General features: G+C 44.5%; 18 protein-coding genes and 1 tRNA gene. 14 read left to right on the top strand and 5 right to left on the bottom strand.

Annotated features, from left to right (window positions below; translation table 11 throughout):
• Positions 1–14: 14 nt before the first annotated feature.
• The 4 genes from ACESQI_RS16660 to ACESQI_RS16645 form a co-directional block, all read right to left on the bottom strand.
• Positions 15–2,006: a DUF4954 family protein gene (locus tag ACESQI_RS16660; RefSeq protein WP_007483991.1), complete on the bottom strand. Its 1,992-nt coding sequence runs from the start codon at positions 2,004–2,006 to the stop codon at positions 15–17.
• 102 nt (positions 2,007–2,108) lie between these two features.
• The gene (hflX, locus tag ACESQI_RS16655; protein ID WP_195661477.1) at positions 2,109–3,374 is read right to left on the bottom strand and encodes a GTPase HflX; all 1,266 of its coding nucleotides are present in this window, start codon (positions 3,372–3,374) and stop codon (positions 2,109–2,111) included.
• Between the two features lie 39 nt (positions 3,375–3,413).
• Positions 3,414–3,950: a hypothetical protein gene (locus ACESQI_RS16650; RefSeq protein WP_263667758.1), complete on the bottom strand. Its 537-nt coding sequence runs from the start codon at positions 3,948–3,950 to the stop codon at positions 3,414–3,416.
• A 118-nt stretch (positions 3,951–4,068) separates the two neighbouring features.
• Positions 4,069–5,919 carry a thiol protease/hemagglutinin PrtT gene (locus tag ACESQI_RS16645; protein ID WP_263667759.1) on the bottom strand — a complete coding sequence of 617 codons (1,851 nt, stop codon included), beginning with the start codon at positions 5,917–5,919 and terminating at the stop codon, positions 4,069–4,071.
• Positions 5,920–6,370: 451 nt separating this feature from the next.
• On the opposite strand from ACESQI_RS16645, the gene ACESQI_RS16640 reads away from it, so the two are divergent.
• Positions 6,371–6,583 (top strand): hypothetical protein, encoded by a 213-nt coding sequence (locus ACESQI_RS16640; RefSeq protein ID WP_008762158.1) that lies wholly within the window; start codon positions 6,371–6,373, stop codon positions 6,581–6,583.
• Between the two features lie 413 nt (positions 6,584–6,996).
• Here ACESQI_RS16640 and ACESQI_RS16635 read toward each other — a convergent pair whose 3' ends face one another.
• A complete protein-coding gene (locus ACESQI_RS16635; protein ID WP_008762159.1) occupies positions 6,997–7,401 on the bottom strand; it encodes a hypothetical protein in 405 nt (134 codons plus the stop codon).
• A gap of 147 nt (positions 7,402–7,548) precedes the next feature.
• Here ACESQI_RS16635 and ACESQI_RS16630 point away from each other — a divergent pair, with 147 nt between their 5' ends.
• The 13 genes from ACESQI_RS16630 (at position 7,549) to ACESQI_RS16570 (ending at position 13,597) form a co-directional block, all read left to right on the top strand.
• The gene (locus tag ACESQI_RS16630; RefSeq protein ID WP_008762160.1) at positions 7,549–7,755 is read left to right on the top strand and encodes a hypothetical protein; all 207 of its coding nucleotides are present in this window, start codon (positions 7,549–7,551) and stop codon (positions 7,753–7,755) included.
• A gap of 6 nt (positions 7,756–7,761) precedes the next feature.
• A complete protein-coding gene (locus ACESQI_RS16625; protein WP_008762161.1) occupies positions 7,762–7,962 on the top strand; it encodes a hypothetical protein in 201 nt (66 codons plus the stop codon).
• 12 nt (positions 7,963–7,974) lie between these two features.
• Complete coding sequence (locus ACESQI_RS16620) at positions 7,975–8,169, top strand: hypothetical protein (protein WP_008762162.1); 195 nt, start codon at positions 7,975–7,977, stop codon at positions 8,167–8,169.
• A 7-nt stretch (positions 8,170–8,176) separates the two neighbouring features.
• Positions 8,177–8,259: transfer RNA gene (locus tag ACESQI_RS16615), tRNA-OTHER, on the top strand.
• A gap of 26 nt (positions 8,260–8,285) precedes the next feature.
• Positions 8,286–8,507: a hypothetical protein gene (locus ACESQI_RS16610; protein ID WP_008762163.1), complete on the top strand. Its 222-nt coding sequence runs from the start codon at positions 8,286–8,288 to the stop codon at positions 8,505–8,507.
• Complete coding sequence (locus ACESQI_RS16605; protein WP_008762164.1) at positions 8,476–8,697, top strand: hypothetical protein; 222 nt, start codon at positions 8,476–8,478, stop codon at positions 8,695–8,697. Before ACESQI_RS16610 ends, ACESQI_RS16605 begins: the two co-directional genes overlap by 32 nt.
• A gap of 15 nt (positions 8,698–8,712) precedes the next feature.
• Entirely contained in the window at positions 8,713–10,764 is a 2,052-nt protein-coding gene (locus ACESQI_RS16600; RefSeq protein ID WP_149990371.1) for a transposase family protein, read from the top strand.
• A 35-nt stretch (positions 10,765–10,799) separates the two neighbouring features.
• Positions 10,800–11,669: an ATP-binding protein gene (locus ACESQI_RS16595; RefSeq protein ID WP_008667103.1), complete on the top strand. Its 870-nt coding sequence runs from the start codon at positions 10,800–10,802 to the stop codon at positions 11,667–11,669.
• Entirely contained in the window at positions 11,666–12,064 is a 399-nt protein-coding gene (locus tag ACESQI_RS16590) for a hypothetical protein (protein WP_008667105.1), read from the top strand. Before ACESQI_RS16595 ends, ACESQI_RS16590 begins: the two co-directional genes overlap by 4 nt.
• Positions 12,065–12,066: 2 nt before the next feature.
• Complete coding sequence (locus ACESQI_RS16585; RefSeq protein WP_008667107.1) at positions 12,067–12,744, top strand: hypothetical protein; 678 nt, start codon at positions 12,067–12,069, stop codon at positions 12,742–12,744.
• Positions 12,741–12,977, top strand: coding sequence for a hypothetical protein (locus ACESQI_RS16580; RefSeq protein ID WP_008667109.1), 237 nt, complete (start codon positions 12,741–12,743; stop codon positions 12,975–12,977). The genes ACESQI_RS16585 and ACESQI_RS16580 overlap by 4 nt, the downstream gene beginning before the upstream one ends.
• A gap of 5 nt (positions 12,978–12,982) precedes the next feature.
• Positions 12,983–13,261, top strand: coding sequence for a hypothetical protein (locus ACESQI_RS16575; RefSeq protein WP_008667110.1), 279 nt, complete (start codon positions 12,983–12,985; stop codon positions 13,259–13,261).
• 33 nt (positions 13,262–13,294) lie between these two features.
• Positions 13,295–13,597, top strand: a complete 303-nt coding sequence (locus ACESQI_RS16570; RefSeq protein WP_008667111.1) for a hypothetical protein — start codon at positions 13,295–13,297, stop codon at positions 13,595–13,597.

Here is a 13,597-nt window from a genome sequence, read left to right as displayed (position 1 = left end):
CGATTTTCACCTTTTTACACTAACTGCCCGATACGATTTATTAATTCATCGCCCAAAGCATTCTTATCATCAATATGTTGCAATACAGCGGTTACAAACGGATTGCTCTCAAAATCACCACGTACCTGCTCAAAGTCGAGCTTCATTTCATCTTGAGAACCGTCGGCACCAAAACCAGTCATGGAAGACAAAGAAAACTCCTTGCGCGCATCACTATAGACCATACGATCCAGCCCGATAACAGCTTCTTTCCAGGAACGTACAATATCAATGATATTTTTCGCCGTAATCGTTTCGGGATCAAGCCCGTAGAACTCCTGTATCTTACCGTACGCCCATGTCCACTCGTAGGTATAGTAGTTATTATGCATCTCTGAGAAACAAGCATTGATTTCTTTCAGGCGATTGATTTCTCCACTCTCAATACCACACATCAGTTTCTCTATCTCACTCTTCGGAGCAATTAATCCGGAAATATCCACCCATTCGCCCGTACCTATTTCAGTATCTGGTTTCAAACGTTCACGAATATCTTCATTGCTTTGGAAGTTAATACCTTCGAGACGTTTAATAATAGAGTTACCCAAAAATTTATGAATAGCTATTTCATAAAAACGAATACCACTGTTGAGCGAAGAATTCTTTATTTTAGCACTCTGATAAGAATAGGTCTCCGAAGTTTCACCCGATACACGCTTCAAATCTTTCAGAATAGTACGCCCTGCAAACATCTTCTGAATGGTATAAGGACTCAATAGATTATAATTGATATAATCCAGCTTGTTCGGATCTTTTCGTTTATCACGCTTCGGCCATTTCTGAGCATCACGAATGGTTCCTACACTACGCAAATTAACTCCAGGGACAAGGAAAGTGGTATTCTGTTGTTCTATCAGATAAGAGAATGGCAGATTAGATGTATCAGCGTGATTAACATGACGCCCCATTACCAGCGAGAAAGCTCCTACACGCGCCGGCCAGAGAATATAAGAATCAGAAGTCGTTTTCGCACCCCGTTCCATTGTTCCCTGATGGATAGGACCTAATTTGTACATGTGATTACTTTGATTTGAACCTGAACCAGCATTCATAAACGAGAACATACCGGCAATCAATAAAGTTGATTTATGATGTGTCACCGTATAGGGGCCGGCGAAAATAGCACATGCCTCACCGTTCTCTCCCTGGCAATTGCTGAAAAACAAAGAGTCTGAAGCCGAATAGTTATGCCCCAACCGGCAAGCTTGTCCAATAAAGCAACGGGTCAACATTGTTCCATCATCAATATGCGAACCGGAAGAAACAATAAAGTCATCACAAATCACTCCATGCCCGATGTGCACCGGAGCAATTGCATTACTATTAATACTACCATTTGACAAACGGCAGGTCCCGCATATATGACAACAGTCTCCTATCCGCACATTTTTAATAGAACCGGTATTAAGTATCATGACCCGGTTTCCGATTGTTCCGACAGTAGAAGCATGCTTATTGGAATAATAATCGGTGATTTCCTTCATACGGTTGATTAGTTCCGGACGATGGCGGTACAGAGCTAAAATATAAGCCTGATGTGCCGAAAGTTTATCATTAATCAGTACTTCCCGCCCACCCGTTTCATTCAATACGGCAACTTCTACTCCATTACCAAAAGTGGTACGGCCATCTACAAGGATAATATCAACATTCTCAATAAATGCATCATCTCCGATTTCATAGTTCGCAATGTAGTTCTGGATGTTTTCAATACAGCAGTTATCTCCTACTGTTACGTTATGCAAGGTGACATGCCGTAGCCCGGAATGCTTCTTAATCCCACCCGGCAGAGTAAATTCCGACTGGAAAACTCCGAGTTTTACCTCGCCTGAGAAGCGGGTATGGTGCACATACTCGGTAGTAAAGTCCTTGGCCACAGAGATTTTCCCCCAATCATCAGCCAGACACGACTGGCTCTTCAACTGAAGCACTTCGTCTTCAGTCAATCTTCTGTAATCTTTTCCCATAAATAAAATAATTTGCCAATTTTCTAATATACCAATCTGCCAATGCCTCTCGGTGGCATAGTACAACCAATTGGCACATTAGCATATTGGCACATTGAATAATTATTCTTCCTCTTCTTCCTCGTAAGTCTGATAAAGAAAATCATTATAGGGATACTTCTGTACGTGTAGTTCTTTTACGCGTTTATAAACAACACTCTTCAGTTCTTCTATGTTGATTCGTTCGCGGGCGGAAATAAAGAGGCAATTATCCTCCACTTTAGCCATCCACGTCTTCATCAGTTCTTCGAGTGTTAAGTTTTCCTTTGTTTTGGGGGTAAGGTCGTCAGCCGCTTTCTCTATATAAGTATAAGCGTCTATTTTATTAAAAATCAATATCATTGGTTTTCCGGCACCACCGATATCAGCCAGTGTTTTGTTCACTACTTCAATCTGTTCTTCAAAGCCGGGATGAGAAATATCTACAACATGTAGCAACAGGTCGGCTTCACGCACCTCGTCAAGAGTAGATTTGAAAGAGTCTACGAGGTCTGTGGGCAACTTACGAATAAATCCTACAGTATCGGACAACAAAAAAGGCAGATTTTCTATAATCACCTTACGCACTGTGGTATCAAGCGTAGCGAAAAGTTTATTCTCCGCAAACACTTCACTCTTTGCCAAAAGATTCATGATCGTTGACTTTCCTACATTGGTATATCCAACAAGAGCCACACGAATCATACGTCCACGGTTCTTACGCTGTGTAGATTTCTGTTTGTCAATCTCAGCCAGCCGCTCCTTGAGCAGTGACATACGATTGAGGATAATACGACGGTCCATTTCAAGCTGCGTTTCACCCGGGCCACGAAGTCCTACCGAACCTCCTTTACCACTACCCGAACCAGAGCCACCACCCTGGCGTTCAAGGTGAGTCCACAAACGTTGCAAACGAGGCAACATGTATTTATACTGCGCCAGTTCCACCTGTGTTTTAGCATTGGCAGTCTGAGCACGCATAGCGAATATATCGAGAATGAGCGAAGTACGATCTAATATCTTAATCTTCAGCTCTGCTTCAATATTACGTATCTGTTTGGCAGAAAGTTCATCATCAAAAATGACCATTCCTACTTCCCGTTCGTTTTCTTCTTCGTTTAGGATATATTCCTTTATCTCTTCCAGTTTTCCTTTTCCCACATAAGTTACAGAATTGGCTGTCGGCAACTTCTGGGTAAACTTTTTCACAACTTCCGCCCCAGCCGTCTCGGCAAGGAATTCCAGTTCGTCAAGGTATTCTTTCGTCTTACGTTCATCCTGCGTCTGCGTGATGAGTCCTACGAGTACCGCTGTTTCGACCTGAGCTTCGGAGATTACAAATTCTTTCATTCTTTATTCTTATCTATAATAATGTGCGCAAATATATAGTTATTTTTGCAGAAAGCCTTGTTCTATAAGTTTATTTAATTCAGAAACAATGTTTTTATAATCTGCCCGGCGTCCACATTCATGCCATTCGGTTAAAGGATATTTATCATGAATATGTGCCATCAATTCCTCCATAGAGGGTGCACTACCCAATTGACTATACTCCTCGTACGTATAGGAAAGAAAGACAACATTCCGGCCAATCCCCCTATTGTCCAACCAATAGCCTTTTTCCAGCAGTGTAGGCAAACACAGTTTGTCACCTATACGAAGGTCACGCGGGTGCGGATAAGAAACAATAGTGGTACGGGCATCATTCATGATAACCGGAACCAGGTGTGAGTAGTCCTCCCTCGTTTTATAAATATACACAGGAGGAGAACTTACAGAGACCGCTCCACCTTTAGGAGAAGTAGTTGTAACTATTATCTGGCTATCCATATTCTGATTTTTTTGTGGTTGAATACCCGGAGTACGGCAAGCACCTGCCAACAACACAATACACATACATCCTAATAAATAAAAGCTTTGTTTCATACAAATGGTTTCACGATTTTAAACAAAAATAGTAATAAAAAGCAAAACCGGCAAGTGAGAATGCCATTTATCTCAAACTTGCCGGTTCTGTATAATCAGAAGTACACTCTCAAAACAATCACTTTATTACAAATTTATTACTACCAACTCCTTCTGTAGTAACGGCTCTCAAAATATATATACCCGGAATATACTCTTTACAAGACAGGCTAAATTCCATATTTCCATGGCATTCTGCCTCCTCCAACAAATGTCCTTGCATATCATAAATCATCAGTCTGGTCATTGCGACAGAGGATTTCACTATGATTCGATCGTCCCTATATATAACTGTAACGGGTACTATATTATCTTGTTCAACATGATTTATTCCTGTCAGATCTTCTTTGACAAGAATCTCCGTAGAGACTTCGCTTCCTCCTTTTACGCTTTCCCACTCAAAATCATTCTGATTATCTCCGGCTCTGTACACCATCCTGATCCGGTCGCCTCCAACAAGTGTCTCAGTGATTTTACAAGAAAAAACAACTCCACTACCTGATATTTGCCCTGCTGCATTCATCGCACTCAGGTCAATATTTTTAGAATCCGATATAAGTTGTTTCACCTTTCCCTGTTTATCTACCAAAGCCAAAGCTACGATTCCGGAAAAGTCACGAAGCCCCGCATTCGTTATAAATCCGGCTTTCACCTTAAATGAAGTGTTAAGACGAAAATCAGTCTCTGTAGTTGTCAACCCGGCAAAAGCTTCTCCGGAACTTGTTGTTCCATCAAAAAAATATAGCAAATCACGATAACCGGAACCGGATTCGGCTTTCTTGATACCGACTACAGCATCTTGCCCTATCGAAAATCCTCCTCCTGAATTACCTCCTATACCCTGCTGATCGGGCTCCAAAGTAGATAACAAATAATATCCATTGGCCATGCCGCCCCATCCCCAGTTAACATGATATCTATTAGCCTTGTAACCATCAAAAACGAACTGATGTCCTTCTCTTTTGGAATTACTGCCGCCATAGATCACAAGCCGTCCCTCGTCCAACTCTTGTTTCAATAAAGCGTCCCACTCATCATCCGTATACCACTCCCGTTGTAATACAGCCATACTTTTATCATATTTCATATACTCTATCATCCCCCTGGCTGCTATCAAAGTAAAGGCTCCACTTCCATTTGGCGCATATTCCATCTGCGACAACACCCCACAGTGATACATCAATGTTGCTACAGCATCAGCTTGCGTTCCTACATACTTTCCTATCTCATATACATGAGACATTTTATCCCACTGATATGGAACATTATAGGTTACAGATAACTGACTTCCATATATAGAAGGAGTATAAGTACATGTCCCGCCGCTTCCCTGATCCGGCCAACGATTGTATTTCATTACAATAGCCAGTGCAGTTGCAACACAACCTGTAGGAGTAGAACTTCCGGATATTTTGGGACATAAATTATTATAAGGAGCATTCTGATTCCAAAGAGCTGTTTTCAATAAAACTTCTTTTTCTGCATCATCAGCTAAAGCCCCGCGTTGCAATTGTTCCCAAAGCTTCATAACCGATTCAGATGGAGTTATATGCTGTTCTCTGGCCCAGTTAATCTGTTCACGGTAATATTGCATCCACCCCTGCAGATTGGAAGGCATATTTTCTACTTCAAATTCTCCGGTATCACTATAAGCCAGTACAGGAGATGCTACATCATCACCCGCAATAATGATAAAACCTCCTTCCGGTGTACGATTAAAAACATGAAAGGCTGGTGATGAGGTCATTACACGTGTTTGTACATCCTCACCATCCCAGATATACTCCAATTGCATACTATCACCTGCCCGGGTAGTTTCGTGAATTCCAAAGAAGTTACGAGCCAGTTGTTCTGCTTTTGACACAGGCACATTGTCTGCCCATGATAAAGAGCAAGTGAATAAAAAGAACCAAAATAGATTACGTTTCATAAGCACCTTATTTTGAGAGTGGTTTGTAACGCCACAAATGTAATACATTAATTTATAAGGGGGGAAAAACGAAGCGTGTCAATATGTGGTCAGCCTGAAAAAGCTTGATTGCTTTGGTTTTCAAAGTGTTATGGTAGAGTAGGGGAGAGTACTCTGGAAAAACGAAGCGTTTACATCGCTTTACATTGGGCTTACAATTGAGCTCTGTTTGAACGCCGTTCAAATGAAATGCTTTACATTGAAGGTAGGATAGGGGAGAAATTGGACATCGTGCAGTCAATTTACTCTTCGATTTGTTTCTGATTGGCTCTCATGTATAAAGGTAGGCAAAAAGATCGGTTTGTGCAAATAGAGTAGGGGGAGTGCATAGTACTCTCTCCTATTTTTTTATTAAAATTATTCCATATAGATGATATTTGGTATATTTGCAGCAAAATAAATGCAATATACTATGACTAAAGTTATCCATGTACACCTGATTTATGAGAAAAAGAACCTCTATTTCGGCAGCATTTCCGCCATATTTGATACTTTGACGGAGAGTGAGGTCGGTATCACCAAGAGCAGTCTGTTACATGCCGGTTTGACCGATGGAGCCGTAAAATACACGAAACGTGCGATGATTATCCAGTCGCACTTGATAAAGACTACCAGAAAGGTCTAAAACGGCCTTAGAACGTCTATAAAGCCGCTTTTTGCGGCTTTTTTTGTGTCTTTTGGGTGGTATCCTTTTCAAGTAGTACATCTGAAAGAATCTGTTACTCATTTGAACGGTTTGAACGGGTGGAAAAATGGAAAGGGTTTACACTTGGGTTTACAACTTGGGTTTACATTTTTCCCGTTACAAAAACGAAACGTTTTAGTAGGGTTTACACTTGGGTTTACATTTTGGGGTTATTTTTTAGCGATTTACCTATCTATACAATATAAATAGGATTTGTTTTTGCTTGTTTTTAAACTATTTGAGGGAGTAAACAATACATTGATAATATTTATTTACTCCCCTATAATTTAAGATATTGTGCTATAAATCAATATTTTAATTCTTTTTGCCCCCTTTACCCCATAAAACGCATTTTATCCGACACCTGCAAGTGTTGAACTTTCCGCACCTGAAACACGCCCCGCGCTTTCCTGTTTGAGTTGCACGATTGTTTGTTTAAGTATTCCTATTTCCTCTGCTTGTTGGGCTATTTTCTCTATAAAAAATGAAGTTTCAGAACTTGGATTGCTGGAATTATTAGTTTTAGAGGTGACAAATGCATCCCCCTCTCCCATTATAATCCATTCTATATTAGTCGTTGGGTATGATAATTTCAGACGGCGAAGAAGCTCTATTGATAATTTCTTTCTTCCGCTTTTTATATCACTGATACCTGCTTTATTTGTTCCTAAATCATTCGCAGCCTGAACATAATCTGTTATTATGCCCTTCTCTTTTAATTCGTCAAGAACTTGTATAAATCTGAAATTCTCATCCATAATCTTGATAAAGTATGAAAAATTACGCTATTTTATTTTGTAGTATGAAAATCTCATACTATATTTGCAGCGTATTCAAAGTGTGAACACCGCCCCAAAGCTACAAAAAAGGCTTGAGGTGGCAATGAGAAATATAAAAAGAAGAAAATGAAAGCATTGAAAGTAACCGTTGACTGGGCAGAAATGGACCTGTTTGCTGTCACCCTTAAAGAGTTGAATGATGACGAAAATATTTTCGCCTACCAGATTGATGCGTTGACCGGTATCGTGGTCTGTGAGAACGAGTGCGGGTTGGCTTATTGCCGTTCCTGTTTTGATTACCGGGTTGCCCCAACTATAGAAGAGGTTAAATAGAAAGTTATGAAACGGTACTATTTTGAATTGACAGACGGGAGTTATAATGATCTGGGAGCCTTTATTCCGGATGGTTACAATAAGGAAGTGGCTGTTAGGCAGGCGAAGAAGTGGATGGCAGAAAACAGTATCGTTTTAGCCACTTTGGTTGTGAGTAGTCTGAGAACGAGTAATGTGCTGGATGTGATTGATATTAATATACTTTAAAACGAGGATAGAATGGAAGCAAAATTTAAAAAGGGACAAAGTGTGAGAATCACCAAGAGAAACGGTGAGATCATTGATGGTATAATCCGTGATTGGGATTACAACATTTGTACTTTCGGTCGTGAATATAATGTTGATTATATGAAAGATGGTCAGGTTTGGACTGTGATATGTGTCCCGGAGGATGCAATGCAAGAACTTCGATAAGTTTTCTGGGCGGTTAGTTCAGTTGGTAGAACACACCAAACTCCTGTAAGGGAGAGGTCATGGTCCGCGGTTCGAGTCCGCGACTGCCCGCTATAATAATTAAATATCAGTGAATTATGAAAGAACGAATAGTCGTAGAATACAGTGAGGTGGGTAAAATAGCCGGTTTACTGGGTTGTTCCCGAGAAATGGTCTCCCACTCCCTTGCATTTCGCAAGAACAGCAAGTTGGCCCGTTCCATCCGCAAGCTCGCTATCGAGCGTGGTGGTACCAAGGTAGGTGATAACTCTCAAAAGAAAGACGACGATGAAAAGAGACCTGATGACACTGTTCGGTGACCAGCTGCGCTGGTTTGCCCGTCTGAACCGGAAACAGCGCCTTTGTGCGCTTTACTTCTGTCTGAGTTTCGGGATCCTGCTTTCCGTGGTCTTCGACCACCCACTGCCGGAGCTTCTCGTAGTGTTGAACTTCGGGGCTTCAGCGAGACTGATAAAGAGGCATGTCCCCTTGAATGGTTTAGAGGATTGATAATCAAGTTGGAAGATGGAATATTTTGATAATACATTGTGTGTGACCTGCGAAGAACTTACTTCAGGGGATGACCCGGTGATGAAGTATATAACTTTATACCAGAATGTCCGTCGCGGTAACATCGAAAGTGTCAACCGTGGCGGTGGCGAGGGCAATGTAGCCCTGTATTCCTATTCCTCCCTTCCCGAGAAGTATAAGCAACGCTGGGTTGCTCGCCATGGCGAGCCCGAGCAACAGATGCGAGAAGAAATGATTCGTAACATAGTGAAGAAAGACGAGAAGGCCGAGAGATTTTTTGAGGAGTACCGCTACGACAAGAACGGTGAGATGGTCGCTCTTCCCGTGGATGTGAAGAAGGAATACACCTGGAATGCCTCGGTACTGAACGCGCTGATGGAAGAGTTCAAACGCTTGAGTTCATCCAATAACAAGCTGACCGGTTTCCGCCGTAACCTTTGGGAGCTTCTGCTTGTCACGAGTGAGGAATGGCGTCCGGTGTACGGGCATAGTCTTCCGGGCAGTGTGGGCCGGTTGAAAGCCCTGATAAACAAGTTTCGTCCCGACAACTACGGTGTGCTTGTGAGCGGTAAATACGGCAACAGCAACACGCTGAAGATCGAGGAGGACGGTGGACGTTACCTTGTTGCATTGAAACGTAGCCGCGTTCCGGTTTATACTGATATGGAGATCTTCGAGGAGTACAACCGTGTCGCTCCAGAACGTGGTTGGAAACCCCTGAAGAGTCCCCGCAGCCTCCGCGAATGGTTCAACAGCCCGCGTGTCGAACCACTGTGGTACGATGCCGTTTATGGGGAAATGAAGGCACACCAGCGTTATGACCGTAAACACCGGACAATCCTTCCGAGCCGTCGTGACAGCCTCTGGTATGGTGACGGTACGAAGTTGAACCTCTACTATCGTGATGAGAACGGAAATAAGTGCACTACAAGCGTGTATGAGGTGGTGGATGCCTATAGTGAAGTTCTGCTCGGTTATTACATTAGCGACAATGAGGACTATATCGCCCAGTACCATGCTTTCCGCATGGCTATCCAAACGAGCCGGCACAAACCTTACGAGATCGTGTGCGACAACCAGGGCGGTCATAAGAAAAACGCGGCGTTGGGCCTTTTCTCGAAGATCAGCCGTATCCACCGCCCGACAGCCCCGTATAACGGCGAGTCCAAAACGATTGAGAACATTTTCTACCGCTTCCAGAGCCAGGTGTTGAAAAAACGTTTCAGTTTCACCGGGCAGAATATTACGGCAAAGAGAGAGACAAGCCGTCCGAACCTGGAATTCATCAACGCGAACATCGACTCCCTTCCCACACTGGAGGAGCTGAAGGAGCAGTATGCCGCTTCCCGTGAGCAGTGGAACTCAATGAAGCATCCGGTCACCGGCATCTCTCGTATGGAAATGTACAATACCAGCGTGAACGAGGCTACTGATACGGTAAGTGTGCCGGATATGGTGGAAATGTTCTGGTACACAACCGAAAAACCGTCTCTGTTCACCGCCAGCGGTATCGAGATCACGGTACGGGGAAAGAAATACCCCTACGAGGTTTTCTCCGCTCCCGGTGAGCCTGATCTAGAATGGCGCCGGCGTAACACCTACAAGAAGTTCTATGTCCAGTACGATCCTTATGACATGAGCAGCGTGCGCCTGCTGTACAAGGATAAGGGCGGAGCAATGCGTTTCGAGTGTGTGGCTTCGTTCCCGCTGATGATCCACCGTGCCCAGCAGGAGCAGACGGAAGACGAGAAACGTTTCATCCGCACCCAGCAAGAGGCCGTCATCAATGAGCGTATAAACCGTCAGGTCGTCGCCAAGGATATCGAGTATGAGCATGGTGTCGCACCGGAACAGAACGGTTTGCGTACTCCTGACCTGAAAGGGCTCGGCAAGGAAGCTCAACGCCAGATTGACCGCCGCACAAGAAAATACAGTCAGCCGCCCCGTCCTTCCATAGGTCGTGACATGAAAGTCATCAGCAACGTAACATGGGACAGTTTTGAGAAGAAGGAAGTGAGCATCCGTAAGGTGGTCGGAAAATTATAAGGAACAGATTTATAACAAGATAAAAATTATTGATTATGGAAATTACAATGAAAGAGAAAGACGCCATCAGCGAGAGCCTCCGGGCTTACGTGGCGAAGTATCCGAGCCAGACGAAAGCCGCGGGTAGTCTGAAGGGAGTCAGTGTGGGTACTGTGAGCAATATCCTGAACGGCCGTTATGAGAATATCAGCGACGAGATGTTCCGTAATGTCGCTTCGCAGGTCGGTGGTGTAAGCGCTACCGGCTGGCAGATTGTAGAGACCGGTGCTTACCAGGAGATCACGGCTGTGCTTTCCGATGCGCAGCGTTGGCGTAACGTCACATGGGTGACCGGTGAGGCCGGTTGTGGTAAGAGTACCACCGCCCGTGTTTACCTTCAGGAGCATAAGGAGGTTTTCTATATCCTCTGCTCCGAGGACATGAAGAAAGGTGACTTCGTTCGTGAGATTGCCCGCACGGTCGGAATCCGGACTGAAGGGTATAATATCCGTGAGGTATGGGGACTTATTTTGGATGACATCATCCAGATGGACGCACCCCTGCTGGTGTTCGATGAGGCGGACAAGCTGACCGAACCGGTGTTCCACTACTTTATCAGCCTGTACAATAAGCTGGAGGAGAAATGCGGTGTTGTGTTCTTGAGTACTGATTATATTGCCAAACGCATCAGTAACGGCCTGCGCTACCAGAAGCCTGGTTACAAGGAGTTCTACAGCCGTATAGGTCGGAAGTTCTATGAACTGGAACCCACGGATGTGAATGACGTGTTCGCGATCTGTTCCGCCAATGGGGTGACCGACAAGAGGGATATCGACAATGTGATAAAGGAGGCTTCGACATGTGACTTTGATTTGCGCCGTGTGAGGAAGTCCATTCACAAGGTAAAACGCATGACGGGGGAATGATTCCCGTTCAAATACCGTTCAAACGTAATTTAAAGGATATGGAAAACAAATTTGAATACCTGAGAATAGACGGCCGTAACCAGCTCCCCGCTCCCTGGAGTGATTATCCCGTTCTGACGGAATACGAGACGGTGACCGTTTACCGTAATGGACGCGACTATCTGGATGCCCTTGTGGGGCAGCAGGACGGCTGGTGGACCTCCGGCGTTCACATGGAGGTGGACGGTTCCGGCGGCGGTTTCAACCCGGGGCGCAAATGGGGACAGTTTGCCACCCGTGAGAACGCCCTTCTGTGGGCACTCGGCAGGATGCTCTGCCACGAGAAGCTGCGGGGTGCCGCACGGCAGGCCGTGCTTGACCGAATTGACAATATCCGACAACTAAGACTGTTCTGACTATGGAAGAAGAGAAAAAGGATAATAAAAAGGCCGGCATGAAGCGTGCCTTGAATGTCAGGGACATCTTGAACAAGAAGTATGACGTGTTCCCTTTCGAGGGGAAATGGAAGGACGCCTTCGACACTCCGGAAGTCCGGGGCTGCTGGTTCGTGTGGGGTAATAGCGGCAACGGAAAGACCTCCTTTGTGATGCAGCTCTGCAAGGAACTTTGCAAGTATGACCGTGTGGCGTTCAACTCCCTGGAGGAAGGAACTTCTTTGACAGTCCAGAATAACCTGCGGCGCTTTGGTATGGCCGAGGTAAGCCGCCATTTGGCGTTCATCAAGGAGGACATCCCCACCTTGAAGATCAGACTCCGACGTCATAAAAGTTTCAACATCGTGATTATTGACAGCTTCCAATACACACAGATGACGTATCGTGACTATATCCAGCTGAAGGAGGAGTTTCCGGACAAGCTGTTTGTTTTCATCAGCCATGCCCGCGGCAAAAATCCTAAAGGTGATGCGGCCACGAGTGTGATGTATGATGCAGATCTGAAGATATGGGTGGAGGGCTATGTCGCCTTCAGTAAGGGACGTTATCAGGGGTCCACAGGTGAATACACAATCTGGGAGAAGGGCGCCTATGACTATTGGAATGTGGCGGGGCCGAAACAGAAAGGGGGCCAGGCATGAGCAGGATAAAGAAACAGCTGGAGATCTGTCCTCCTGCCTATATGTGTAAAGGGACTAACCGCGAGAACTTCGTCAGTACCGGTCACAAGTGTGGTTACTGCAAGGGTAACGGCTGGTTCTGGGGAACGGAGGAAGGCAGCCGCGAGGATGTGCGGAAACCTTGTCCGGTCTGTGAAGGCAGTGGTGAACTGGATGCGGTTATAACAGTGGATTGGAAACCAACAAATAAATAATCATCATGGGAAAGAAGAAAACAATAGAGAACTGTGTGGGTACAGTTACTGTTTCCACCAGGATCCAGAACGGTGCCGTAACGACCACTTACCAGTTCAAGGCCGGTTTTGCCGCTCATGGCTGGACTGATAAAAGGGCTAAGGACGTTGTCCGGCAAATGAAGTCCGGTGTGAAAAATATGATTTTCGCGGATAAAGAACATTTCGGTATCACTGATACGTCCAAAGTGACATTTTACAGTGGTGTCAAGGTTCTTGAATGTGATTATATTCTTGAGAAATAACATATAATTAATTAACAATTAAAAATTACAGAAATGATTACAGAAAAACAGAAAGAGGCAGTAATGGAACTCTGCCGGTATGTGGAGAACTTTTGTAAGGAGAACGACCTTAGCGCTTTTATGAGCGTTGCGGCCAGTGAGGATCATCCGGACGGGCTTGAGCAGGTTGCGGGTTCAATCGTGACCGGCAAGGGTGACCATGTTGTGGGTTCCATATCTGGAACCGTCAAAACTGACAAACGTGTCTGCATGTTGCTGTCCATGGCGCTGATGCAGGCCCAGGTGAGAAAGGCGGATATCAATGTTATCCCGTTTTGGCGGGAAAATTTGAATTGA

Origin of the sequence: Bacteroides sp. HPS0048, assembly GCF_964240755.1 — a bacterium.
Classification (GTDB): domain Bacteria; phylum Bacteroidota; class Bacteroidia; order Bacteroidales; family Bacteroidaceae; genus Bacteroides; species Bacteroides nordii.
The sequence above is the reverse complement of the archived record's forward strand: the minus strand, read 5'-3'. Positions and strand labels throughout refer to the sequence as shown.

Bases quoted from the DNA above. Each gene is read 5' to 3' on its own strand.
- ACESQI_RS16660 (WP_007483991.1), bottom strand. From the start codon at position 2,006: ATGGGAAAAGATTACAGAAGATTGACTGAAGACGAAGTGCTTCAGTTG.
- hflX (WP_195661477.1), bottom strand. From the start codon at position 3,374: ATGAAAGAATTTGTAATCTCCGAAGCTCAGGTCGAAACAGCGGTACTC.
- ACESQI_RS16650 (WP_263667758.1), bottom strand. From the start codon at position 3,950: ATGAAACAAAGCTTTTATTTATTAGGATGTATGTGTATTGTGTTGTTG.
- ACESQI_RS16645 (WP_263667759.1), bottom strand. From the start codon at position 5,919: ATGAAACGTAATCTATTTTGGTTCTTTTTATTCACTTGCTCTTTATCA.
- ACESQI_RS16640 (WP_008762158.1), top strand. From the start codon at position 6,371: ATGACTAAAGTTATCCATGTACACCTGATTTATGAGAAAAAGAACCTC.
- ACESQI_RS16635 (WP_008762159.1), bottom strand. From the start codon at position 7,401: ATGGATGAGAATTTCAGATTTATACAAGTTCTTGACGAATTAAAAGAG.
- ACESQI_RS16630 (WP_008762160.1), top strand. From the start codon at position 7,549: ATGAAAGCATTGAAAGTAACCGTTGACTGGGCAGAAATGGACCTGTTT.
- ACESQI_RS16625 (WP_008762161.1), top strand. From the start codon at position 7,762: ATGAAACGGTACTATTTTGAATTGACAGACGGGAGTTATAATGATCTG.
- ACESQI_RS16620 (WP_008762162.1), top strand. From the start codon at position 7,975: ATGGAAGCAAAATTTAAAAAGGGACAAAGTGTGAGAATCACCAAGAGA.
- ACESQI_RS16610 (WP_008762163.1), top strand. From the start codon at position 8,286: ATGAAAGAACGAATAGTCGTAGAATACAGTGAGGTGGGTAAAATAGCC.
- ACESQI_RS16605 (WP_008762164.1), top strand. From the start codon at position 8,476: ATGAAAAGAGACCTGATGACACTGTTCGGTGACCAGCTGCGCTGGTTT.
- ACESQI_RS16600 (WP_149990371.1), top strand. From the start codon at position 8,713: ATGGAATATTTTGATAATACATTGTGTGTGACCTGCGAAGAACTTACT.
- ACESQI_RS16595 (WP_008667103.1), top strand. From the start codon at position 10,800: ATGGAAATTACAATGAAAGAGAAAGACGCCATCAGCGAGAGCCTCCGG.
- ACESQI_RS16590 (WP_008667105.1), top strand. From the start codon at position 11,666: ATGATTCCCGTTCAAATACCGTTCAAACGTAATTTAAAGGATATGGAA.
- ACESQI_RS16585 (WP_008667107.1), top strand. From the start codon at position 12,067: ATGGAAGAAGAGAAAAAGGATAATAAAAAGGCCGGCATGAAGCGTGCC.
- ACESQI_RS16580 (WP_008667109.1), top strand. From the start codon at position 12,741: ATGAGCAGGATAAAGAAACAGCTGGAGATCTGTCCTCCTGCCTATATG.
- ACESQI_RS16575 (WP_008667110.1), top strand. From the start codon at position 12,983: ATGGGAAAGAAGAAAACAATAGAGAACTGTGTGGGTACAGTTACTGTT.
- ACESQI_RS16570 (WP_008667111.1), top strand. From the start codon at position 13,295: ATGATTACAGAAAAACAGAAAGAGGCAGTAATGGAACTCTGCCGGTAT.